This is a genomic window from Paraburkholderia sp. NPDC080076 (assembly GCF_050281145.1).
Lineage (GTDB): Bacteria > Pseudomonadota > Gammaproteobacteria > Burkholderiales > Burkholderiaceae > Paraburkholderia.
The window spans coordinates 414,661-436,222 of sequence record NZ_JBNNWQ010000004.1 but is presented as its reverse complement, the minus strand read 5'-3'; the positions used below and the strand labels follow the sequence as shown (position 1 = coordinate 436,222).

Below are 21,562 nucleotides of genomic sequence, written 5' to 3'. Positions count from 1 at the left end.
GGAGGCGGAAAGACGCTCGGAAATTCTCACAGTATGATGACGTTGTTATGACATTCTCGATGTTTTAAATTCTACGCCGTATTCGCCGCGTGTCGTCAATATGACGCAGTGTGTATGGGACCATGGGGCACCCCCATTGCTGCGAGGTGACATCGTGAGGCCCGGTACGCTTAGAATGGCGTCTTTGAACAGCGCGGCCGGCCATAAGGCGCCCAAGGCACCCAATGGATATGCGGCGCCCTCTGCATCCAACGCTGCCGCGCTCGCGCGCATGGAGCACGCTTACCCGATGGTCAATACTCCGCAACTCCTCGCTGCCGTCGATCTCGGCTCGAACAGCTTCCGGCTGATCGTGGGCCGGGTCGAGGAAACCGACGCGGGCAGCCAGATTTATCAGGTCGATGCCTTGCGCGAGCCGGTGCGCCTTGCCGCCGGTCTGTCGCGCGACAAGATGCTCGACCGTGCTTCGCAGGTGCGCGGCTGGGACGCACTCAAGCGTTTCGGCGAGCGTCTTCGCGATTTCCATCCCGATCACGTTCGCGCGGTCGCCACCAACACGTTGCGCATCGCCAAGAATGCCGGCGAATTTCTCGGCGAGGCGCAAGCCGCGCTCGGTTTCCCGATCGAAGTGATTGCCGGGCGCGAAGAAGCGCGCCTGATCTACGCGGGGGCAGCACACTCCGTGCCCGCGAGCCCGGGCAAACGTCTTGTGGTCGACATCGGCGGCGGCTCGACGGAATTCATCATCGGCTCGCATTACACGCCGATCAAGATGGAGAGCCTGTATATCGGTTGCGTGAGCCATAGCCGTGCGTTTTTTCCGGCCGGCAACGTCGACGAATACACGATGCGCCAGGCCGAACTCGCCGCGGGCCGCGAAATCCAGATCATTTCCGCCGAGTACAAGAAAACCGGCTGGGAGCAGGCGATCGGCTCGTCGGGCACCGCGCGCGCATTGGCCGAACTGGTCGAGGCGAACGGCTTCAACGATCCGGGCGTCACGCATGGCATCTCGCGCGGTGGGCTCGAACGGCTCAAGCGCGCGCTGATCAAGGCGGAGAACGTCAATCGGCTGAAGCTCGTCGCGTTGAAGGGCGATCGCGTTCCTGTGCTGGCCGGTGGCCTGTCGATCATGATCGCGGTGTTCGACGAACTCGGCGTCGACTATGTCGATACCACGGACGGCGCGCTGCGCCTCGGCGTGCTGTACGACCTGCTGGGCCGTTCGCAGCACGAGGACATGCGCACGGTGACGGTGGAAGGCTTCATGCGCCGCTATGGCGTGGATCGCGCGCAGGCTGGGCGCATCGGCGAACTCGCGGTGCGCTTCTACGACCAGTTCGCGGAACCCGACGAAGAACGCCGCGCGGAAAACCGCATGTTCCTTGGTTGGGCCGCTGCGCTGCACGAAATCGGGCTGTCTATCTCGCACAGCGCGTATCACAAGCATTCGGCCTATATCGCGAGCAACGCGGACATGCCGGGCTTTTCGCGCACCGATCAGGCGCGGCTCGCCGCGCTCGTGCTCGGTCACGCGGGCAAGCTCGGCAAGCTGTCGCAAACGCGGGAAGTGGAGTGGCCGCTGCTGTTCTGTCTGCGGCTCGCGGCGCTGTTGTGCCGGCGGCGTGCGGATGTCGGCTTGCCGGGCATCTCGGTGGCGCAGGTCAACGGCGGTTATGAGGTGCGCTTGCCGAACGAGTGGGTTGCGAACAATCCGTTGACCGACTACAGCCTGATTCAGGAGGCCGCGGAGTGGGAGAAGGTCGGCATTCCGTATCGCGTGGTCTATACGGACGATTGAGGTCTTGCCCGCGCACTGCGCATGAATGAGAAAGCCCGGCAATTGCCGGGCTTTTTTTGTCGCAGCGTGTTTTGTTTCGCCGACGCGCATCAAAGCGCGTCGCGCGAACGAGTCCGCTCAGCGCGGCAGCGCATCGCCGAGGAAGTGGCGAGCGTAACGCGCGTTGATATCGGACAAACGGAACAGCGTCAGGAAATCCGCGGTATTGAAATCGGGATCCCATGCCGGCGCGCCGCAAATCTTTGCGCCAAGACGCAGATAACCCTTCACCAGCGGCGGCGGCGCTACCTCGGCGCCCGTCTGCAGTTCATCGACCGGCAGCGGCGTGTGCGGAAACGCGCGATATTCCGGCGCGGTCAGCGCGTTGTCGCGCAGCGAGCAATACAGATTCGCCGCGTAGTGGCCGCCGTCGACCATCGCCACGCTCGCGCAGCCGAGCATCGTCTCGTAGCCGTTGTGCTTCATGTAGGCGGCGAGACCCGCCCACAGCGACATGATCACCGAGCCGCTGCGATAGTCGGGATGCACGCACGAACGGCCCACTTCGACCATCTTGGCGCGCAGGTGCGTCAGACGCGACACGTCGAATTCGCTTTCCGCATACAGGCGGCCGATACGCGCGGCCTGATGCGGTGGCAACGCGCGATACGTGCCGACCACTTTCAACGTGTCGAGATCGCGCACCAGCAGGTGATCGCAGTAGGAGTCGAACGAATCGACGTCGAGACCCGCGGGGCCCGTCAGGCGTGCACCCATTTCGTCGGCGAATACGCGGTAGCGCAGACGCTGGGCTTCGCGCAGCTCTTCGTCGGTGCGAGCCCACGTGACTTGCAGGCGATGCTGGGCGGTGACCGTTTCCTCGGCGCGCGGCAGACGGCGCGACTCGAAGATCGAAGCGAGGGGCAGGGTAGGCGTCGGCAGTTCTCGCATTGGGGGGTCCTGGTCGAAAAAAGGGAGATTTCTTTTTTCGCCAATGTAGTAACGCCTGGTGACGCTCGCATGGCAAACCCATGACGATTGGATGACTGCCCGTAAGCTGCTTGCCCGCTGCTTGTAATGTCGCGAGGGGGAGCGGCGAGTGTTGTTTCCGTGCGAAACGTGGGGTCGAGGAAACGGTGGGAGCGATTCAGCGCCGGGACGGTGCCATCCCGGCGATGTGGGTGAAGTGTGTGATCGATGCGGGCAGAGCGGCGGCGCTCCTGCGCCGCGTGGGATTTTATGGACCGCTGGTTTGGTTGAGACGCGACTCCGGATCAGACCAGATCAGGACTCATGGCGGCTCGCAGCACGGCCTGATCGTCGCCGTCGCGCTCACGGCTCGCAATCCACCACACGCCGGCTTTCTTCAGCGGCCAGCTCGCGGCGCTGTTGCCGAGCAGACGCGCGGCGACGTGACCGAGCGTCGGTTGATGGCCGACGATCACCACCGTCTGCGCGATGCCCTTGGGCCAACCGGCGGCGTTGAGCACGTCGTCCGCGCTCGCGTTGGGCGCGAGTTCGCGCACCACGCGATATTGATCGCTCAGGGTCTCGGCGGTCTGGATGGTGCGTACGGCTGGGCTTGCGAGCACCACGGCGTCGTCGGGCAGCCGCGTGCGCAGCCATTTGGCGACGTTTTGCGCCTGCTTGCGGCCACGGGTGGTGAGCGCGCGCGCGAGGTCGGTGCTGGCGATGTCTTCGGCTTCGGCGTGACGCCAGAGAATCAGATCCATGGGTGTCTCCTTGACTCTGGTTGCGGCGCTTGAGCCTGATCAGGCGTGCGCCAGGTTTCAATCACTGTCGCACGCGGGCTCGCCAGGCCGCAAGGCGATGGCTCAAGCTGACCGTATAAGCGTTCCGGTATATCGCAAGCACGGCCCGAAAGCCCAAAAAGCAAAAACCCGCGAAGCCGGAGGCTACGCGGGTTCCGTGTTGCTTTTCGTGGTCGGAGCGAAAGGATTCGAACCTTCGACCCTCTGATCCCAAATCAGATGCGCTACCAGGCTGCGCTACGCTCCGACGAATCCGAGATTCTACGTGGCATTGGGTGCCAGAGTCAATCACGAATTGCGCCGGTGCGAAACGGAGGCTCGAATGCGCGATTCGCCGCGTTATATGCGTCCCATCAGCAGCAACACGATCACGATGATCAGCACGACCCCGAGTACGCCGGTCGGCCGATAGCCCCAGCCACTGCTGTACGGCCAGGTCGGCAATGCGCCGATCAGCAGAAGAATAAGCACGATAAGCAGTATGGTTCCGATGGTCATTCGAGTTCTCCCTGTCTGGCCTGAGCCATTTGGTCTGTTGGTTCGGCGCATTCGCGCCGGGACGCTCGACGCGCAATCTGCGCGCTCCTTGCAGGCTTACATGCAGCAAGGCATGTGCCTGAACGGAAAACAAGTTCGAAGGGAGAGGGCGGGCGGCTGCGTGCTTTAGCCGTGGCGCGGTGATGCGTCAGGGGAAATGGCAGGCAGGAAAAACTTGCGCGCTGATGGCGGGTGCGCGACCGCCATCGCCGCGCCAGCGCCCGACGTGCGAGCGGCGGGCTCGCACGTGCGGTGCAGCGTATCAACCGTTGAATCAGCCGGAACTGCCGCAGGCGCAGCTGGCAGCCGGTTTTCCGTTCAGTGCCGGCGACGCATCCAATGCGGCATGTGCTGATGAGTCAGCCAGTGATGCACCATGCCTTCGCCATTGTGTTCGCGCCGATAGGTTCTCGATTCGTAAATCGACAACACGAGCAGCACGAGCAGACCTATTCCCAGTCCGATCAGACCCGCGATCGTTTCAGCGTCCATGGCAGTCTCCTGTGAGATGCGGCTGTGACTTCATAGTAGCTCACGCGTAACGAAATGGGAGGGGGCCCGCTGCTCGCCGCGGCGTCGTGGAACGCGCTTTACAGGTAGACTCTCGGCGCTCGCGCTTGCCCGGTCACCGCCGGGCAGCCGCTCTTTCATTCTGCTTCGAGAGACTCCTGTTTATGATCCGCGTTTCGATGCTTGCGTTGCTGCTGGTTGCCGGCGTTGCCGGTTGCGCGAATGGCCCGTCCGGCCATCACGGCGGCCCGCCGCCGCAAGATCCCGCCGACTATCACGGCGTGCCCACCGACAGCCGTCCGCCCGCCATGGTGCCTGCGCCGGTCACGCCCTGAGCGTCGGCTGATAGCGGATTCGGCAACGGTGTGAACAGCGGAAGCGAAGCTCCGGCGCGGGCACGCCGGCGCTTCTGACCCGCGCAGACTTTTCGCGCGGAGAGCGCGGGCTGAGGTCATTCTAGGGCGAGCGTCGCGTTCGATATGTGTGCGCTTGTTTCAAGCCGTAACCGGGTGCCGCGATGCGAAATGGATGCGCGGTGGTTCGTGCCCGTTTGCCTGGGAAGCGCGATGCACCGATACGTCGGCGCGCTTGGAGGTTTGGTGCAATAGTGCGCTGGGCGAGATAAGTAGCACACGCGCATGGCGAAACGGCGCTTAAGCAGCCGCGCCCGCCATGCCGCGCACGACGCCCGGCAGATAGCGCGCAAGCGTGAGACCACGCAGCGCCATGAAGAGCAGCATCGCGGCCCACAAGCCGTGATTGCCGTACAGCGCCAGCAAAGCCCACGACGCCGCCACGAACAGCGCGAACGACACCACCATCGACATCATGAGTTCGCGCGTGCGGGTCGCGCCAATGAAGACGCCGTCGAGTAGAAAGCCCCACACGGAAACTACCGGCGAGAGCGCGGCCCACGGCAGATACATTTCAGCGGTGGCGCGCACCGCGGCCTGATCCGTCAGACGTTCGACGATCCACGAGCCCGCGCCCCAATACACCAGCGAGAACCCCAGCGCACCGAGCGTGGACCACAATGCCGTCACCTTGATCGCCTGCGTGAACGCGTGCCGGTCGCGCGCGCCAATCGCCGCGCCGACCAGCGCTTCGGCGGCGTGCGCGAAGCCGTCGAGTCCGTAGGCCATGAAGGTCTGAAAATTGAGCAGCAGCGCGTTGGCGGCGAGCGTGGCGTCGCCTTGCTTCGCGCCCAGATGCGCGAACCAGCCGAACGACGAGAGCAGGCACAAGGTGCGCACGAAGATGTCGCGATTGAGTACGACGAGCCGCTTGAGCGCCGCCGCGTCGAACAAAGCGGTGCGGTTCAGCGCGGGCAGGCCGCGCGGCCTGCCCTGCCATAACAGGGCGGCGCCGAGCACGAAGCCGAGCGCATCGGCGGTGGCCGTGGCCGCGCCGATGCCGGCCACGCCCCAATCGAATCCGTACACATACAGCAGCACGGCCGCGATGTTCACGCTATTGATGAACACCTGCGAGAGCAGTGCGAGCCGCACCTGCTGCGTGCCGAGCAGCCAGCCGAGCACGACATAGTTGCCGAGGGCGAGCGGGGCGGCCCAGATGCGCGCATGACAGTAAAGCCGCGCGTTGCGTTGCACCGCGTCGCTGCCGCCGATCACGCGCAATGCGTAATCGATGAGCGGCATTTGCAGTGCCAGCACTACGGCGCCGATCGCGGCCGCCAGCAACAGCGCGCGTACGACGTTGTTGCGCAACTCGGCGTGGTCGTCCGCGCCGTGCGATTGCGCGACGAGACCCGTCGTGCCCATGCGCAGGAAGCCGAAGCCCCAGAACACGAAGTTGAAGAACAGGCCGCCGAGCGCCACGCCGCCGAGATACGACGCGCCATCCAGATGGCCGGCAACGGCGGTGTCGACCGCGCCGAGAATTGGCTGCGTCAGATTGGCGAGAACGATGGGAAACGCCAGCGCGAGCACCCGGCGGTGCCAGTGCACAGGGACGGCGGGTGCCGCGGCCGACGGGTCCGCGTCGCGCGCGGCTTCGCTCAATTGCGTTCCTGCACGCACACCCAGGGCGAGACGACGACGGCCCAGAGATCTGGGTCGCGCTCGGCGAAGTCGGCGGCGGTTTCCGCCTGCACGCGCTCGACAAGCCCCGAGGACAGCCATTGCGTGACCTGCGTGGTGTCGTCGCTGGCGATCGCTTCGGCGACGCTCACCAGATCGAGGTCGCGCGCGACGCGCAGCAGCATCCCGCGTGCGAAGAAGCGTTCGAGTTCGGGCCAGCCGATCTTGGCGGTTTCGGCGAGCAGCTTGGCGTACAGCGGGCTATGGGTGGCGTCGTTGGAAGTCATCGTAAGCGGGTTCTGACGGGGCCGTTACTATAAACCATTGGGGCGGGCCGCCGGCGCGGCGCGCGTTCCGGTAGGCTATGGGTTCTTCGAAATTCATTCTGAACCTTCATGTCACTGGATTCAACGGCGCCGGCTTCGGGCGCGCAAGCTCACGTCGTGACCGATGCCGCGCTCACGCGCGCCGAGGTGGAGCGACTCATCGCGGCGAGCCTCGCCGGCAATAAAGCGCCGCTGCTTTTCACCGACTGCGATTTCGAAGGCGCCGACCTGTCGCGACTCGATCTGCGCGGCGCCGAGTTTCATCGCTGCACGATCGTCGAGACCTCGTTTTTTGGTGCGACGCTCTCGCATACCCGCTGGGTCCGATGCCGTGGCCGCGAGGCGGATTTCGCATCGGCCGACCTGGTCGACGCGGCGTTTCAGTCGAGCGACCTGAACAACACCAGCTGGCGGCGCGCCAAGCTGGCTTCGGCGTCGTTTCATAGCTGCAAGCTGACCGGTGCCAATTTCGAAGCGTGCACGGCGCTGGGTTTGAGCTTCGTCGAAACGCTGCTGGTCGGCGCGCACTTGCGCGGCCTGTCGTTTCGCAAGGCCACGCTGCAACAACTGGACTTCTCCGATGCCGATCTCGCCGGTGTCGACTTCCGTGAAGCAATTTTCGACGGCGGCAGCCTGAAGGACGCCCATCTGAAGGGCGCGCGCTTCGACGGCGCGGATCTGCGCGAAGCCGACCTGAGCGGCGTGCGGCTGGTGGACGCGGCGCTCTTCAAGGGCGCGACGATCTCGCATGCCCAGGCGGCCGTGCTCGTCACCGAACTCGGTTTGCGGGTCATGTGAGCGCGGCCTCAGGCTGGCCGATTTTTAGCCATTCGGCCAGCTTGAACGATTGGATGCCGATGTTTATCATTCGATTGGTCGAATCAAAAGCCGCTCGATTTTCAGTGCAGGAATTCGTCGGCGGATTTGAATCTCTTTAATATTTTCGCTATTCGCGAATTTTTTGTGAAGAAATCACTGCTTTAATTGAACCGTCAATATCGGTTAATAATGCGAAAGAGTGCGGTGGCGCACTAAAGCTACGCAGTACGCAAAGCGTCCGAATCATGCTGGATGGGTTAGCCGAAATCGGCCAGCGCCCTTTCCTCAGGCCTTTTCCGGGCGCTTTCAGGCGGACCCTTGCTTTGCGCGGTCCGGCGGGCAATACCTGAGTTTCGAGCCGGGGCCATTTGAAGCGCTTAATGTGAAACGGTGGGCGAATTTAGCCTGTTTATTTCCGACTTTTCCGCTTCACGTAACGCGGAATCAGTACGCCGCATCACATTGACTGCGAAATTAATATATTGCGCTTGTAAAAGGGGATTGTTAGATTTCGTTCTGGCGCATGGTGAACCGGTCCTTTGCCGATATGCGCCGAACCCCCGTTAGCCCGGCCTCGTGCCGGGCTTTTTTTTCGCCGCGCTCATCGTCGAGTCACGTCCGAGTCACTGCGGATTCACATGTGTAGTGGATCATGAAAACTTAGTTCCCCTTTCCCAGAGCATGAGCGCGTTAATCATTTTTCTCGGCATCTGCCCAGTTGCGCTTGGCGTGCTGATCGCCTTCTCCGCGCGCATCGATCCGCGCTCGGGACGCTGGCGCCGCCGCTAGTCCGAGCGGCGGTGCGCGGGCGTCGTCGTTATTGCTTGCAGCGAACCACCATCGACCGGTTCTTCACGTTCGCGCCGAAAATACCGCCGACCGTTCCACCCGAGGTCGCGCCATTGTCGACGTCTTTCGACACCACGTCGTAGCCGTAGTTGCCGCAGACTTCGCCCGCGCGTTTGTAGCACTCGGCCCAGCTCGAGCTTGCGTCGCTGCCACTGCAGTTGATTGCAAAGCCGGTGTCGCCGTTCGGCAGGTAGGTCATGGTGGTGGTGCTGGAGCAGCCGCCGAGGCTGCCGAGTGCCAGCAGGCCGAGACCGATCGCCGCGGCCGTTGCGACGGACGCAAATGCGCTCTTCATACAAATTCCTTACAGATTGACGGAGGAAGACGTGACGCGAAGCCACGTCGTGTCCTGATTGAGCGTTTTATAACACGCCGGGTTCCCTCGGCCGCGGTTGCAGGGCGCGTGCCCGGTGGCAGGCGCCGCGAGCGGCGGGAAAGCGCACGGACCGCGCAGGGCGAGCCGAGAGCGCCCGCTGACGGCACAGTGCCGTGCCCCAAGTCAGCCTCTAACGGGGCGGCAGCGCCCGCGACGGATCGATTGAACGGCCCTGATAGCGCAGTTCGAAGTGCAGCATCACACGGTCGGTATCCGTGTCGCCCATCTCGGCGATTTTCTCGCCGCGCGTGACCGACTGGCCTTCCTTCACCAGCAGCACGCGATTGTGGGCATAGGCGGTCAGATACTCGGCGTTGTGTTTGAGAATCAGCAAATTGCCGTAGCCGCGCAAGCCGTTGCCGGCGTACACCACCGTGCCGGGCGCCGCAGCGATGACGGGCGTGCCCGCCGCCGACGAAATATCGATGCCCTTCGAATTACCGCCGTCAAAACGCCGGATGACCGTGCCGTCGGCCGGCCATACCAGCGAGATCGTCGAAGCCGGCGCGGCGGACGGCGCGCTATCGGCGGGCGCCGGACGCGGCGTGGCCGAAGCGCTGCCGCTTCCGCTGCTGCGTACCGCGCCACTGGTCGATGCCGTGCCGCCCGGCGGCGCGACGCGCAGCACCTGGCCGACCTCGATGCTGTCCGCATTGGTCAGATTGTTCCAGCGCACGATGCTTTGCACCGATTGCCGGCTACTGCGTGCGATCTTCGACAGCGTATCGCCCCGTTCCACCCGATAAAACCCCGGCCCCACCGGCGCCGACCCGCACGCGGCGAGCAGTGCCACCAACGACGCGCAGGCGAGCCGTTTCATCATTCTTGTTGTGTTACGCATTGGACCTCGCAAAGCGCTGCCGCGCGCCGATCCCGATCACGCGGCAGGTGGATACAAAGCGCTCGATTCTAACGGTTTTGCGCTGCAACACGCGAAAAGCGGGCAACGCGGCAGGCTCGTGCGGTGCGCAATGCGACAAAATGCAGCGAAATTTTTGGCGAAACCTCGCTCCAAATCCGGCTTCAAAGCCGACCGCGCGATTCGGTCCGCAATCCCCGCAATCAACCTGGCTTGGCGACGCTGATTCGCAGCGCGGCGACTTCGGTCCGCCCCGGTTCGAGCCAGCGCAGACCCCTGCCGTTGTGAATCGCGTCCGGCAGACCGAGCCACGGTTCGACACAGTAGAAGTCCGACTCCGCGGCTTCGGTCCACGTGGTGACGGCGTACCAAGGCACCGAGCCCGGCCGTTGCAGGTCGATCGTGACGACCCGGTCGAGACCCGGCGCGACGAGCCGCACCGGCTGATCCGGCGTGCCGACGAGGCAATGGAAGCGGTCATGGATGCGCGCCTCGTCGAGTGTGTAGCGCGCTTCGCCCGGCTCGGCGGCGCTGATCGAACCGTCCTCCTGCTGATAGCACCGCTGCGTGCGTGGCAACTCCAGCGAGGTCTCGCCACGCTGCGTGTGCGGCAGCGTGAAATAGAAGTGATGGCCGGCGTAGTAGGGCAGCCGCGCGTTGCCGGTATTGGTGGTGGTGAATGTGACGTCGAGCGTGTGCGCATCCGCGAGGTCGTAGGCGGCCTCGAAACGGAAGCCGAACGGATAGCCGCCACGGGTCGCCTCGCTGTCGGTCAGGACCATGCGCAGGCCGGCGCCATGCACGTCCGCGTGGGCTTCGAACGGCAGGTCGCGGGCGAAGCCGTGCATCGGCAGCTCGCGCACCTTGCCCTGGGCGTCACGCCAGTAGCCGATCTTGCCGTCGACACGATGCCGGCCGAGAAACGGGAACAGCAACGGATTGCCGCCGCGAATCCGCGCGGGCTGGCTCCAGTCGGCATGCTCCGGCCAATGGATGACTTCTTCGCCGTCGATCGTCCACGACATCAGACGGCCGCCGGCTTGCGGCGCGAAACGGAGCACGGAGGCATCCTGGGCGATCTCGAGAATGTCCGGTTGCGGGGAGAGGGGCATGGTCGATGGACTGATGAGTAAGAGGTTGAAGGCAGAAGCGAGGCGGCCCGGAAGCGGCGCAATCCTCGCATGCGAGCGTCGGAATTTGCCGCGCGGCGCCGCGCGAGAGAATGATTTTGCGCTGCTTTCCGCTACGGGGAAACCCTTCTCGGGAAATTGCGGGTGTCGCCGCAAGGCCATCCTTGCTGATAATTCGTCTGACTGCTCGGAACTTCGACGACCGGGCGAGACTGCCTCAGGAGGCTGTATGGATCTCGCAATGGCAATGGCTGTGACTTTGTTCGGCATGTTCGCGGCAAGCACGGTCTACTTCTTTTACAAGCTCGAACGCTGATCCGGGCATTCGCATCGTCTTGCTCAGCTCGTCAAAGGGCATCCGGTCCCGTGGATGATTCTTCTGCCGGGCACCACGTAGTTCGCTTCACGTCATTCTGCTGATCCACAGGGCGGCCATTCACGGCGGCCCGTTTCTTTTTCTGCGCCGTAACAACGGTTTCGAGTTGTGACGCAACGCACAAAATTTCCCTGAATGCGGTCCAAACGCTTGGCGCTGACATTGCAGCCAGGCATAATCGGTGCGCTTCGAGGCGGCCGTGGATTCCTTATCCGGTGCGCCTTTCCCCGACATTTTCCTTACAAGGACGCCCCGCGTGAACCTGTCGTTTCTCATTTTCCTGAGCGTGCTGCAAGGCGTCACCGAACTGTTTCCGGTGAGCAGCCTCGGCCATACGTTGCTCGTGCCCGCACTGTTCGGCATGCATATCGACAAACACGCGCCGCAATTGCTGCCGTTCCTCGTCGCGTTGCATCTCGGCACGGCGCTCGCGCTGCTGTGGTACTTCCGTAAGCGCTGGTGCGCGCTGGTGCGCGGCTTCTTCGCGTCGTTCGGCGGCCGCCGCAACGACGACGCGCACATGATGTGGGCGCTCGTCATCGGCACGATTCCGGCGGGTCTGGTCGGACTGCTGCTGGAAAAGCGGCTCGAACGGCTTTTTCACGACCTGCGGATCGTGGCGATCGCGCTGATCGTCAATGGCGTGCTGCTGTGGTTCGGCGATCGCCTGCAGCGTACGCGTGCGCATCAGGCGCCGGAGAAGCTGACTTTCGGCCAGGCGTTTTTTGTCGGTCTCGCGCAGATCGGTGCGTTGATTCCGGGTTTCTCGCGCAGCGGTCTGACGATGATCGCCGGCAATGCGGCCGGCCTGACGGCGGAGAAGTCGGCGGAGTTCTCGTTCCTGCTCGGCACGCCGATCATCTTCGCGGCCGGCGTGCTCGAGTTGCCGAAGCTGTTCCATGCGCCGGGCCAACTCGCCGACGCGTTGCTCGGCGGCGTGCTGACCGCGATCGCCGCCTATCTCAGCGTGCGTTTCCTGATGCGCTATTTCGAAGGCCGCGGACGTCTGGCTTCGTTCGGCGTGTATTGCGTGATCGCCGGCATCGTGTTCCTCGGCTGGTTCATGCTGCATCCGCAGCCGGTGTGATTGAGTTCGCCATGTCCGCTAGCGCGTGCTGGCGGGCAGGGAGCGATCGGTTATAATCCGGGCCCGGCTCAACCTGCCGGGCCCGTTTGTTTTGTGACTGGCAACGGCCGCTGTGGCGCGCGGAATGTCCGCGCGGCGCCGGAGTGGATTTCCCGTCTACCGCACGGTCAGTTAGAATTTCGGTATTCGACGAACCCTGTGGCTTGCAGGTGCACAGGTTCCAATGCCCGAAAGCGGGTTCTCATTGCGGGTGATGCACGTCGTGCGTGGTTGCATCGCCTCACTTCAATACGGCAGTAGCTCAGCTGGATAGAGCATCGGCCTTCTAAGCCGAGGGTGGGGGGTTCGAGTCCCTCCTGCCGTACTTCTCATGTTGGCGCGCGCGCGCCGCACCACGCGGCCAGAGTCGCGCATAGCTTGCGCCGCGCCACGTTCGCTTGTCACTCCGCCGGTTTCACATCGATCGAGTCCACGCGGTTCGGATAGAACGCCAGATGTTGGGCGATCTCCTTCACCGCCGCATACGGCGACTCGTAAGTCCACACCGCGTTCACCGTCCGCTCGCCGCCAAGCGGAATGCTGTAGTACGCGCAATCGCCCTTGTACGGGCAGTAGGTCGCGTGATCGGTGCGCTCCAGCAGCGTCATTTCCACGTCGTTGCGCGGAATGTAATACACCTCTGGATACGATGCTTCGCACAGCACGAGGGCCTTCTTCGAATCGGCGATCACCTTGCCGGCTACCGTCACGACCACGCGCGCTTTGGCCGGCACGACCGTGATCGGATGATCGGGACCGGGCACCTTGATGGTTTTTTCAGTCATGTTGTCGAACTCCTGAATGAGTGGGCGAGGCTGCAACGTGTTGCGGAGGATATCGAGCCGCCATCGACGAGACGATCGCGTCCTGGGTCGAAGCATACGCCGCTCGTGAAAACGCGTCGGACTCCACGGCAGCCATAAAAAAGGGCAGCCGAAGCTGCCCTGTCAAAGTCTCACCCTCAGGCGGACTGTTGCTTACCGCTTAACGTCGTCCGTCTGAAATCGAACGCCTTTCGCCCTGCGCTCATTGCTTGATGTTCAGCGCGGCCGTGAGATCGCCCATCGGCTTGCTGCCGTTGCTCACCAGTGCCGCGTCGCGCGCCGCGATGCCCGGCAGCGTCGGCAGCGAGAAGCGGTGCGCGATGAAGCGCAGGATCGACGTGGTGTCGTACTGCGTGTGATCGACGAAACCCTTCTTCGCGTACGGCGAGATGATCAGTGCCGGAATACGCGTGCCCGGACCCCAGCGGTCGGCCTTCGGCGGCGACACGTGATCCCAGAAGCCGCCGTTTTCGTCGTAGGTCACGACCACCACCATGTTGTTCCACTGCGGGCTCTTCTGCAAATGCGAGATCACGTCCGCGATGTGTTGATCGCCCGATGCGACATCGGTGTAGCCCGCGTGTTCGTTCAGGTTGCCCTGCGGCTTGTAGAACGACACTTGCGGGAGCGTGCCGTTGTCGATCGCCTTGATGAACTCCGAGCCGGCGAGACCACCGTCGAGCAAATGCTGCGAACGGTTCGCGGTGCCCGGTGCGAGGTCGGCGAAATAGTTGAACGGCTGGTGATGCGGCTGGAAGTTCGGCGCCGTCAGATTCGCGCCGTAAATCACATTCGACGTGCCGTTTTGCGCCGCCGACACCGCCGCGCCCCACGCGCCGCCGTACCATGCCCACGACACCTTCGCGTTGTTCAGCAGATCGCCGATGTGCTGCTGCGACTGTGCCGGCAGCGTGGTCGCCTGGGTCGGATCGGCGAAGTTCGCGTCGCCGCCGGTCGCCGGCTTGTTGCCGCTCGGCTGATACGGCGGCTGCATCGTGTTGATCGCGAAGAAGTCAGGCGTGAGGTTGCCCGAGTTCACGTATTTGGGCGGACCGCTCAACGCCGAAGCGGGCGAGTTGGACGCGAGCTTCAGCGTGACGCCGTCGCTTTCCACCGACGAGATCGAGCTGGCCGCCACGCTCTTGTCCGCGTTCGGATAGGTCGGCGTGCACGCGCAGATCAGCCATTGGTGGTTCAGGAACGAACCGCCGAACGCGCCCATGAAAAAGTTGTCGGCGAGCGTGTACTGCTGGGCGATTTTCCACAGCGGCAGCTTGTCGGCGTTGAGCGTGTAGTGGCCCATCACGAGGCCGCCCGAATCCGCCCACGCGGCGAACTTGTCGTTCTTGCCGCCGTTGATCTGCATCTGGTTCTCGTAGAAGCGGTGATACAGGTCACGCGTCGTCGCCGTGATCGGCGTGTTGAAACCCTTCGGGTCGTCAATGGCGAACGGGCTGTTCGGCAGGTTTGCCGTCATGGCCTGCGTGACCACCGGCGTGACGCCGGTTTGCGTCAGGCCGTTCCACACCTGCGGCAGCGTCGCGAGCGTCGTGCCGTTGCGGTCCACCTGCGTGGCGCTAGCCGCCGTTACGTTCTGCAGACCGTTGGCGCCGGGGAAGTTGCCGTACAGGTTGTCGAAGCTGCGGTTTTCCGCGTAGATCACCACGACATTCTTGATCGAAGTGATGTCCGGTTCGTTGACTTTGTCACCGCCGCACGCATACAGGCTCAACGCTGCTGCGATCGCGATAGGCGTCGCGCAGATCAGTTTCTTGTTCATTTGATGTGGTTTCTCTCTCTCGCGTTGGGGACGGGTCACCTGCACTCCTTACACGGATGACCGCGGGCGAAAGTTTGGCAAGGCAATTTGACAGAAAGATGTAATTAATTACGAATTGCTTCTGATATGAAAATATCGTCGGCTGTATGTCATTTAAAAGACATGGGAATGAAATACGCTCGCGGACTTCACTATCGCAAACTCACATCTTTCTTATGCGGCCAGGTCTGACGGGGATTCGGAAAATAATGGCTCGGGTCGAGGCGCGGCGTGGCGCCGGTCTCGCGACGATGCGCGTGCGGCAAGCGACGGCGTTCGCGCTGACAGCCATGACCTTGACGCTTGCCGCGTGCGATGCGGGTGCACCAGGGACGGCAGCCGTCGCGAGTGCCGCGGCGAGCACGGTCGCGGGCGGTTCGGCTTCGTCCGCGCCGGTGGCGGCGTCGGCCGTGCAGGTGGCCGCCCATGAAGCGGGGCAGTCCCGTGCGCAAGTCTACGAATCCGTGCGGCAGATGACGGCGCTCGGCAAGCAGTTATTTTTCGACGCGTCGCTCTCCGGGTCGGGCAAGCTCGCTTGCGCGTCGTGCCACAGTCCGGACCATGGGTTTTCGCCGGCCAATGCGTTGTCGGTGCAACTCGGCGGCAACGACATGCACCGCACCGGCATGCGCGCCGCGCCGACGCTGAAGTATCTGCAATCGGTGCCCGCATTCGCCGAGCACTACCACGAGTCGGACGACGAAGGCGACGAAAGCGTCGATGCCGGCCCGACCGGCGGCTTGACCTGGGATGGCCGCGTCGACCGCGGTGGCGACCAGGCGCGCATTCCGCTGCTGTCGTCGTTTGAAATGGGCAGCACGCCGGCCAAAGTCACTGCGGCGCTCAAGGCTGCGCCCTACGCCGATGCTTTCCGCGCGGCCTTCGGCGCACATATTTTCGATAGCGACGACGCCACCTTCAAAGCCGTGTTGCAAGCGCTCGAAACCTTCGAGCAGACGCCGGAAACTTTCTATCCGTACACCAGCAAGTACGACGCCTATCTGGCGGGCAAGGCTCAGTTGACGCAAGCCGAACTGCGCGGCCTGCAACTGTTCAACGACGAGAAAAAAGGCAATTGCGCGAGTTGCCACATCAGCCAACGGACCATGGACGGTGCGCCGCCGCAGTTCAGCGATTTCGGTCTGATCGCGATCGGCGTGCCGCGCAATCGCGCGCTGTCGGTGAATCGCGATCCGCATTTCTATGACCTTGGTGCCTGCGGCCCGGAGCGCACCGATCTGAAGGGTCGCGCCGAGTTCTGCGGCATCTTCCGCACGCCGACGCTGCGCAATGTGGCGCTGAAGAAGAGCTTCTTTCACAACGGCATCTATCATTCGCTCGATCAGGTGGTGCGCTTCTATGCCGAGCGCGACACGAACCCGGAGAAGTTCTATCCGGTCGCGAAAGGCAAAGTGCGGAAGTTCGACGATCTGCCCCAGCAGTACTGGGCCAATCTGAATACTGACCCGCCGTTCGATCGCAAGCCGGGTGACAAGCCAGCGCTCGACGAGGCTGAAATCAAGGACGTGGTCGCGTTTTTGAATACGCTGACCGACGGGTATAAGGCGGGAAGCGGGGCGGCCGATTCAGTGGCCGCGAAGTGAGGCAGGTGACGCGATGGCTGCTGGCGTAGCCGGTCGCTCAGGTCAGGATTAGTTGCCGACGCTCGCCAGCATGTAATAGCAGCCGACGAGCAGCATGGCGAAGGACAGCAACAGGCAGGCGACGCCAACACGCGTCAGCAGATTCGGCCAGCGAGCGCGAGGCAACGCGTCCATCCGCACGACGCGCCGCGCGAGTCCGGGATCGCGTCTGATCGCAACCGGTACGAGCGCGACACACAGCAGCGCAAGTGCGATAGCAAAAGTTTTGAGGGCGGAGAGGGTGTGCATGGCGGAGCGTCTTAAGATTCTGATTGGGGCGGATGCGCAATCAATCAATCTTAAGAAGTCGTCCTACTGCTAGGAATGGGAGCTGTCCTAAAATTAGGGGCGCTCGTTGTGTCCGGTGGCGCGTGATTCAAGCAATAGAGCGCGCCGCAGATTCCGCTGGCGGCCGCCCTGTTCGGCTGAGAGCCCGGCCGTTTCTCGCGGTCCCTTCGAGGGGGACATGCTATGCTTTTGGGGTCCAGATCACGATGCGCCCCGCGCGCTCGAGACCGCCGAACAATTTCGAGGAGAACCCTTCATGTCGATGCGAACCCGTGTCCTGTCTCAACTGACTGCCGGTAGCCTGTTGCTGGGTGTTGCGATCGGCGCGCAAGCTGCGAATCTTGGTTTTCTGAACGACACGCCGATCAGCTACATGAAGCAACGCGACATCGACTCCGTCAAGAAGGCGGTCTTCTCCGCACTGAACGACAAGCAGGACGGCGAAACCATGAACTGGGTCAATGAAGGCACGGGCAACAGCGTGAAGATCGACGCCGCGATCACGATGGCCAGCACGGCCAAGGACGGCGACCGTACCTGCCGCGACGTCGGCGTCGTGCTGAGCGCCAAGGGGCAATCGATGAACCTGCGCCCGCAGTTCTGCAAGCACGGCAGCGGCAACTGGCAATTGCAGAAAAAGCACTGAACATGCGGGCCTTGATGGCGGCGCGCGCCGGTTGGCAGACGGCGCGGCTCGAAGCCATGCATGTGCGTGTCGATGGTTCGTTGCGTTCGCTTGAAATGGTGCGGCAATGAGCACACGGATTGTCTCGTGCGGCATCGTCTTGCTCGACCCGGACGGCCGCGTGCTGCTCGCGCACGCCACTGAAACGTCGCACTGGGATATTCCCAAAGGACACGGCGAAGAAGGCGAGGCGCCGCACGTCACGGCGCTGCGCGAGATGGTCGAGGAGACCGGTATCGCAATCGAGCCCGAGCGTCTGAAAGACCTCGGCCTATTCGTCTATCGGCGCGACAAGGACCTGCATCTGTTCGGCGCGCGTGCCACTGTCGATGAACTCGATCTGAGCGTGTGCACCTGCACGTCGCTCTTTCCGCGCCGCTCCGACGGCACGCTGATTCCCGAAATGGATGCCTACCGCTGGGCCGCGCCTCACGAAGTGGACAAGTATGCGAGCCGCAGTCTCACGCGGCTCTTTCAGACCACGCTGTCGCTCGCGGAATTGCATCGGTTGTTATAGCGGCGAGGCCAGCGACTGCGTGGACCGCCCGACACTCAGTCGAGTGCGCGGTCGTTCGGATGCGCGAACAAAGCGCGGTTCTGCTCCGACAGCGGATAGTTCAGATTGATGCCGTGCGGCGGAATGGGTTGCGTGAACCACTGCTTGTACAGACGCTCCGCTTCGCCGGAAGTCTGGCTGCGCGTGATCACGCCATTGACGAGCGTGCGGAACGGTTCATCGCCTTTGCGGAACATGCACGCGTAGACTTCATAGCCAAGCGGCGTGCCGGTCACCACGAAATCGTCGGGACGCGGATCGGTCGATTTGAATCCGTACACGATCGGCTCGTCCATCACGAAGGCCACGGCGTGGTCGTCCTTGAGCGCGGAAAAGGCCTCCGAATGATCGCGTGCGCTGGTGATGCGCATGTTCAGGTGCTTGTCGGTGTTCAGGCGGCGCAGCAGGCGTTCATCCGAGGTGCCCGCGGTCGTCACGACCGCTTTGCCGGCCAGGTCGGGAAAATCCGTGATGCCGCTGTTCTTGCGCGCGATCATGCGCACGGCGTACTGGAAGAAACTGTTCGAGAACGCGGCCACGTTTTCGCGTTCCACCGTGTGCGTGGTCGAGCCGCATTCCAGATCGATCTGGTTGTTCAGCAGCATCGGCGTGCGGTTCGACGAGGTCACGGTGATCTCGTGCACCTTCAGTTGCGGCATGCCCAACGTCTTCTTGATCTCGTCGACGATCTGCAGCGCGATGGTCTGCGAATAGCCGACCGTGCCTTTGCCGTCGAAGTAAGAGAAAGGAATCGACGCTTCACGCACGCCGAGCACGACCACGCCGTCGTCGTGAATTTTTTTCAGCGTGCCGGTGAGTTCATCCGTTTGAGCGGAGCAGGCGAGCGACGCCGCGCCGAACGTGGTCAGCGCCATGAGCGCGCAACGCGCGCCCTGAACGAAACGCGCCGCGCGCGCCGTGCTTCCCGTTGTGCGCCGGGTACTCGCCCTGCGGCGGGCTGCAACTTTCATCGGACCTCCCGGACTGGCGTTGGCGGATGCCGCGCCGTCGCTGTCGATGGAACATGATGCAACAAAACGGCGTGCATCTTTCTATCAAGACGCACGCCATATCCAACTTCAGATGCGCTGCAAAAGGGTGCGTTCCAGCTTACGCCGGCTTGCCCCAACTGTCGCGCAGACTGACGATGCGATTGAATACTGGCTTACCCGGCTTGGAATCGACGCGGTCGGCGACGAAATAGCCATGACGCTCGAACTGATAGCGTTGCTCCGGCAGCGCTTCGCGCGCGCCCGGTTCCAGGTAGGCGTTGACCACGCGCTTCGAATCCGGATTCAGCGCTTCGAGGAAATCGCGGCCGCCGGCGTCCGGTTGCGGTTCCTTGAACAGGCGGTCGTAGATGCGCACTTCGGCCGGGCACGCGGCTGCCGCGCTGACCCAGTGAATGTTGCCCTTGACCTTGTAGTTGTTCGCGCCTTCGGTGCCCGATTTGCTGTCCGGGAAGTAGTTGCAATGGACCGCGACGATGTTGCCGTTCTCATCCTTGTCCGCGCCGACGCATTCGATCACGTAGCCGTAGCGCAGACGTACCTTGTTGCCCGGGAACAGGCGGAAGTAGCCCTTCGGCGGCGTTTCGTTGTAGTCATCGCGTTCGATCCACAGCTCGCGTGAAATCGGAAACTCGCGCACGCCCATTTCCGGGTGATGCGGATGGACCGGCGCATTGCATGGCTCGGTCACGCCTTCGGGGAAGTTGTCGATGATCAGCTTCACCGGATCGAGCACGGCGGCCGTGCGCGGCGCCTTATCGTCCAGATCGTCGCGCAGCGCGCCTTCGAACACGCTCATGTCGATCCACGAATCGACCTTGGTCACGCCGATGCGCTCGCAGAACAGCTGGATCGCTTCCGGCGTGAAGCCGCGCCGGCGCACGCCGACAATGGTCGGCATACGCGGATCGTCCCAGCCGTCCACATGGCCTTCGGTCACGAGTTGCAGCAGCTTGCGCTTGCTGGTGATCGCGTAGGTCAGGTTCAGGCGCGAAAATTCGATTTGTTGCGGCAGCGGGCGCGTGAAAATGCCGGCCTCGGCGAGTTCGTTCAGGATCCAGTCATACAGCGGACGATGGTCCTCGAACTCCAGCGTGCACAGCGAATGCGTGATGTTTTCCAACGCGTCCGAGATGCAGTGCGTGTAGTCGTACATCGGGTACACGCACCATTTGTCGCCGGTGCGGTAGTGATGCGCGAAACGAATCCGGTAGATCACCGGATCGCGCATATTGAAGTTCGGCGACGACATGTCGATCTTCGCGCGCAGTACGTGCTCGCCTTCCTGGAACTCGCCGGCCTTCATGCGGCGGAACAGGTCGAGATTCTCCTGCACCGAACGCTCGCGGAAGGGCGACGGCGTGCCGACTTCCGTGGCCGAGCCGCGGTTCGCGCGCATTTCTTCCGCCGACTGGCTGTCCACGTAGGCCTTGCCGCGTTCGATCAGCAGTTCGGCGAATTCGTACAGCTTGTCGTAGTAGTCGCTCGCGTAGTAGAGCTCTTCCTTGCCGCCTTTTTCCCACTCGAAGCCGAGCCAGCGCACGGCGTCGATGATCGAGTCGACGTATTCGACGCTTTCCTTTTCCGGATTGGTATCGTCAAAGCGCAGATGGCACACGCCGCCGTAGCTGCGCGCCACGCCGAAGTTCAGGCAGATGCTCTTGGCGTGACCGATATGCAGATAGCCGTTCGGCTCGGGCGGAAAGCGCGTTTCGACGCGCTGACCCCACTTGCCGGTGCGGTTGTCGTCGTCAATGATGTTGCGGATGAAATTGGATGCCGCTGGCGCGTCGTTGCGTTCGGTATTCATGCGAGAAGGTGAAAGTCTGTCGGGGGCGCGCAATGCGTCCACTTATCCGACAATTCTACCTGACGAGTCCCGTCGCAGCAGGCGAGTGCGGCGTGCAGCCAACGTTTGAGCGGTTTTGGCGGCAATTCAGGGGGCAGGCCGGCGCTGTAACAGGAGGTAAAACGTTTTGTTCGCGCGCCCGCCGCCGCCTTAGGATGCCAGCGGCGCGGGTTCGTCCGCGAGGGCCGCATGGTAGGTCCGCGTGGGGTTTCCGGACGCCGCAATAGGCGTTGTGCGCCCGCGTTCAGGCCGCATCGCGCAGCATCAGGCCGCTTTTCTCGCAACCTGAGCGCGCGGGGCGGAAAATCACCGCGTATAGCAAGGCGCATTAGCCGTCCCGCCTTGCCTCACATGCCCGCCGCCCGATCATTTCCCGGGGCAGTGCAGCT

General features: G+C 63.1%; 22 protein-coding genes and 2 tRNA genes. 9 read left to right on the top strand and 15 right to left on the bottom strand.

What is annotated here, in order from left to right:
- Positions 1–175: 175 nt before the first annotated feature.
- Positions 176–1,801 (top strand): exopolyphosphatase, encoded by a 1,626-nt coding sequence (ppx, locus tag ACQKRQ_RS18975; RefSeq protein WP_408291179.1) that lies wholly within the window; start codon positions 176–178, stop codon positions 1,799–1,801.
- 117 nt (positions 1,802–1,918) lie between these two features.
- On the opposite strand, the gene ACQKRQ_RS18970 is transcribed toward ppx, so the two are convergent.
- The 5 genes from ACQKRQ_RS18970 to ACQKRQ_RS18950 form a co-directional block, all read right to left on the bottom strand.
- Complete coding sequence (locus ACQKRQ_RS18970; protein ID WP_132373621.1) at positions 1,919–2,731, bottom strand: GNAT family N-acetyltransferase; 813 nt, start codon at positions 2,729–2,731, stop codon at positions 1,919–1,921.
- Positions 2,732–3,054: 323 nt separating this feature from the next.
- The gene (gene sixA / locus ACQKRQ_RS18965; RefSeq protein ID WP_132373622.1) at positions 3,055–3,513 is read right to left on the bottom strand and encodes a phosphohistidine phosphatase SixA; all 459 of its coding nucleotides are present in this window, start codon (positions 3,511–3,513) and stop codon (positions 3,055–3,057) included.
- Positions 3,514–3,722: 209 nt separating this feature from the next.
- Positions 3,723–3,799 (bottom strand) — tRNA-Pro (locus ACQKRQ_RS18960).
- A gap of 92 nt (positions 3,800–3,891) precedes the next feature.
- Entirely contained in the window at positions 3,892–4,050 is a 159-nt protein-coding gene (locus tag ACQKRQ_RS18955; protein WP_427478740.1) for a DUF3309 family protein, read from the bottom strand.
- Positions 4,051–4,407: 357 nt separating this feature from the next.
- Positions 4,408–4,581, bottom strand: coding sequence for a hypothetical protein (locus ACQKRQ_RS18950; protein WP_165923803.1), 174 nt, complete (start codon positions 4,579–4,581; stop codon positions 4,408–4,410).
- 182 nt (positions 4,582–4,763) lie between these two features.
- Here ACQKRQ_RS18950 and ACQKRQ_RS18945 point away from each other — a divergent pair, with 182 nt between their 5' ends.
- On the top strand, positions 4,764–4,934 hold the full coding sequence (locus tag ACQKRQ_RS18945) for a hypothetical protein (RefSeq protein ID WP_168794759.1): 171 nt from the start codon (positions 4,764–4,766) through the stop codon (positions 4,932–4,934).
- A 318-nt stretch (positions 4,935–5,252) separates the two neighbouring features.
- On the opposite strand, the gene ACQKRQ_RS18940 is transcribed toward ACQKRQ_RS18945, so the two are convergent.
- Entirely contained in the window at positions 5,253–6,620 is a 1,368-nt protein-coding gene (locus tag ACQKRQ_RS18940) for an MATE family efflux transporter (RefSeq protein ID WP_427478737.1), read from the bottom strand.
- Positions 6,617–6,925 (bottom strand): DUF2288 domain-containing protein, encoded by a 309-nt coding sequence (locus ACQKRQ_RS18935; RefSeq protein ID WP_132373624.1) that lies wholly within the window; start codon positions 6,923–6,925, stop codon positions 6,617–6,619. Before ACQKRQ_RS18935 ends, ACQKRQ_RS18940 begins: the two co-directional genes overlap by 4 nt.
- A 108-nt stretch (positions 6,926–7,033) precedes the next feature.
- Here ACQKRQ_RS18935 and ACQKRQ_RS18930 point away from each other — a divergent pair, with 108 nt between their 5' ends.
- Complete coding sequence (locus ACQKRQ_RS18930) at positions 7,034–7,762, top strand: pentapeptide repeat-containing protein (protein ID WP_427478735.1); 729 nt, start codon at positions 7,034–7,036, stop codon at positions 7,760–7,762.
- A gap of 838 nt (positions 7,763–8,600) precedes the next feature.
- Here the strand turns inward: ACQKRQ_RS18930 and ACQKRQ_RS18925 are convergent.
- The 3 genes from ACQKRQ_RS18925 to ACQKRQ_RS18915 all read right to left on the bottom strand — a co-directional run bounded on the left by ACQKRQ_RS18925 (position 8,601) and on the right by ACQKRQ_RS18915 (position 10,979).
- The gene (locus tag ACQKRQ_RS18925) at positions 8,601–8,927 is read right to left on the bottom strand and encodes a hypothetical protein (RefSeq protein WP_132373627.1); all 327 of its coding nucleotides are present in this window, start codon (positions 8,925–8,927) and stop codon (positions 8,601–8,603) included.
- 211 nt (positions 8,928–9,138) lie between these two features.
- Positions 9,139–9,849: a peptidoglycan DD-metalloendopeptidase family protein gene (locus ACQKRQ_RS18920; protein WP_132373628.1), complete on the bottom strand. Its 711-nt coding sequence runs from the start codon at positions 9,847–9,849 to the stop codon at positions 9,139–9,141.
- A gap of 221 nt (positions 9,850–10,070) precedes the next feature.
- Positions 10,071–10,979 (bottom strand): aldose epimerase, encoded by a 909-nt coding sequence (locus ACQKRQ_RS18915; protein WP_427478733.1) that lies wholly within the window; start codon positions 10,977–10,979, stop codon positions 10,071–10,073.
- Here ACQKRQ_RS18915 and ACQKRQ_RS18910 point away from each other — a divergent pair.
- From ACQKRQ_RS18910 to ACQKRQ_RS18900, 3 genes are all read left to right on the top strand, one after another.
- Positions 10,978–11,313 (top strand): hypothetical protein, encoded by a 336-nt coding sequence (locus ACQKRQ_RS18910; RefSeq protein ID WP_427478731.1) that lies wholly within the window; start codon positions 10,978–10,980, stop codon positions 11,311–11,313. The genes ACQKRQ_RS18915 and ACQKRQ_RS18910 overlap by 2 nt on opposite strands.
- Positions 11,314–11,629: 316 nt before the next feature.
- Positions 11,630–12,460 (top strand): undecaprenyl-diphosphate phosphatase, encoded by an 831-nt coding sequence (locus ACQKRQ_RS18905; protein WP_408434544.1) that lies wholly within the window; start codon positions 11,630–11,632, stop codon positions 12,458–12,460.
- 290 nt (positions 12,461–12,750) lie between these two features.
- A tRNA-Arg gene (locus ACQKRQ_RS18900) sits at positions 12,751–12,824 on the top strand.
- A gap of 76 nt (positions 12,825–12,900) precedes the next feature.
- Here ACQKRQ_RS18900 and ACQKRQ_RS18895 read toward each other — a convergent pair.
- Both ACQKRQ_RS18895 and ACQKRQ_RS18890 read right to left on the bottom strand, forming a co-directional pair.
- On the bottom strand, positions 12,901–13,284 hold the full coding sequence (locus ACQKRQ_RS18895; protein WP_427478729.1) for a DUF427 domain-containing protein: 384 nt from the start codon (positions 13,282–13,284) through the stop codon (positions 12,901–12,903).
- Between the two features lie 241 nt (positions 13,285–13,525).
- Positions 13,526–15,103 (bottom strand): acid phosphatase, encoded by a 1,578-nt coding sequence (locus tag ACQKRQ_RS18890; protein ID WP_408291137.1) that lies wholly within the window; start codon positions 15,101–15,103, stop codon positions 13,526–13,528.
- Between the two features lie 248 nt (positions 15,104–15,351).
- Here ACQKRQ_RS18890 and ACQKRQ_RS18885 point away from each other — a divergent pair, with 248 nt between their 5' ends.
- On the top strand, positions 15,352–16,746 hold the full coding sequence (locus ACQKRQ_RS18885; protein ID WP_427478727.1) for a cytochrome-c peroxidase: 1,395 nt from the start codon (positions 15,352–15,354) through the stop codon (positions 16,744–16,746).
- 48 nt (positions 16,747–16,794) lie between these two features.
- Here the strand turns inward: ACQKRQ_RS18885 and ACQKRQ_RS18880 are convergent, their stop codons facing one another.
- Positions 16,795–17,034, bottom strand: coding sequence for a hypothetical protein (locus tag ACQKRQ_RS18880; protein ID WP_132373646.1), 240 nt, complete (start codon positions 17,032–17,034; stop codon positions 16,795–16,797).
- Between the two features lie 295 nt (positions 17,035–17,329).
- Between ACQKRQ_RS18880 and ACQKRQ_RS18875 the strand changes: the two genes are divergently transcribed.
- Both ACQKRQ_RS18875 and ACQKRQ_RS18870 read left to right on the top strand, forming a co-directional pair.
- Positions 17,330–17,719, top strand: a complete 390-nt coding sequence (locus ACQKRQ_RS18875; RefSeq protein WP_132373647.1) for an RT0821/Lpp0805 family surface protein — start codon at positions 17,330–17,332, stop codon at positions 17,717–17,719.
- 106 nt (positions 17,720–17,825) lie between these two features.
- On the top strand, positions 17,826–18,275 hold the full coding sequence (locus tag ACQKRQ_RS18870; RefSeq protein WP_427478725.1) for an NUDIX hydrolase: 450 nt from the start codon (positions 17,826–17,828) through the stop codon (positions 18,273–18,275).
- 35 nt (positions 18,276–18,310) lie between these two features.
- On the opposite strand, the gene ACQKRQ_RS18865 is transcribed toward ACQKRQ_RS18870, so the two are convergent.
- Both ACQKRQ_RS18865 and ACQKRQ_RS18860 read right to left on the bottom strand, forming a co-directional pair.
- Positions 18,311–19,285, bottom strand: coding sequence for a transporter substrate-binding domain-containing protein (locus tag ACQKRQ_RS18865; RefSeq protein WP_408434556.1), 975 nt, complete (start codon positions 19,283–19,285; stop codon positions 18,311–18,313).
- Between the two features lie 139 nt (positions 19,286–19,424).
- Entirely contained in the window at positions 19,425–21,134 is a 1,710-nt protein-coding gene (locus tag ACQKRQ_RS18860) for a glutamine--tRNA ligase/YqeY domain fusion protein (RefSeq protein ID WP_408291129.1), read from the bottom strand.
- Positions 21,135–21,562: the final 428 nt, after the last annotated feature.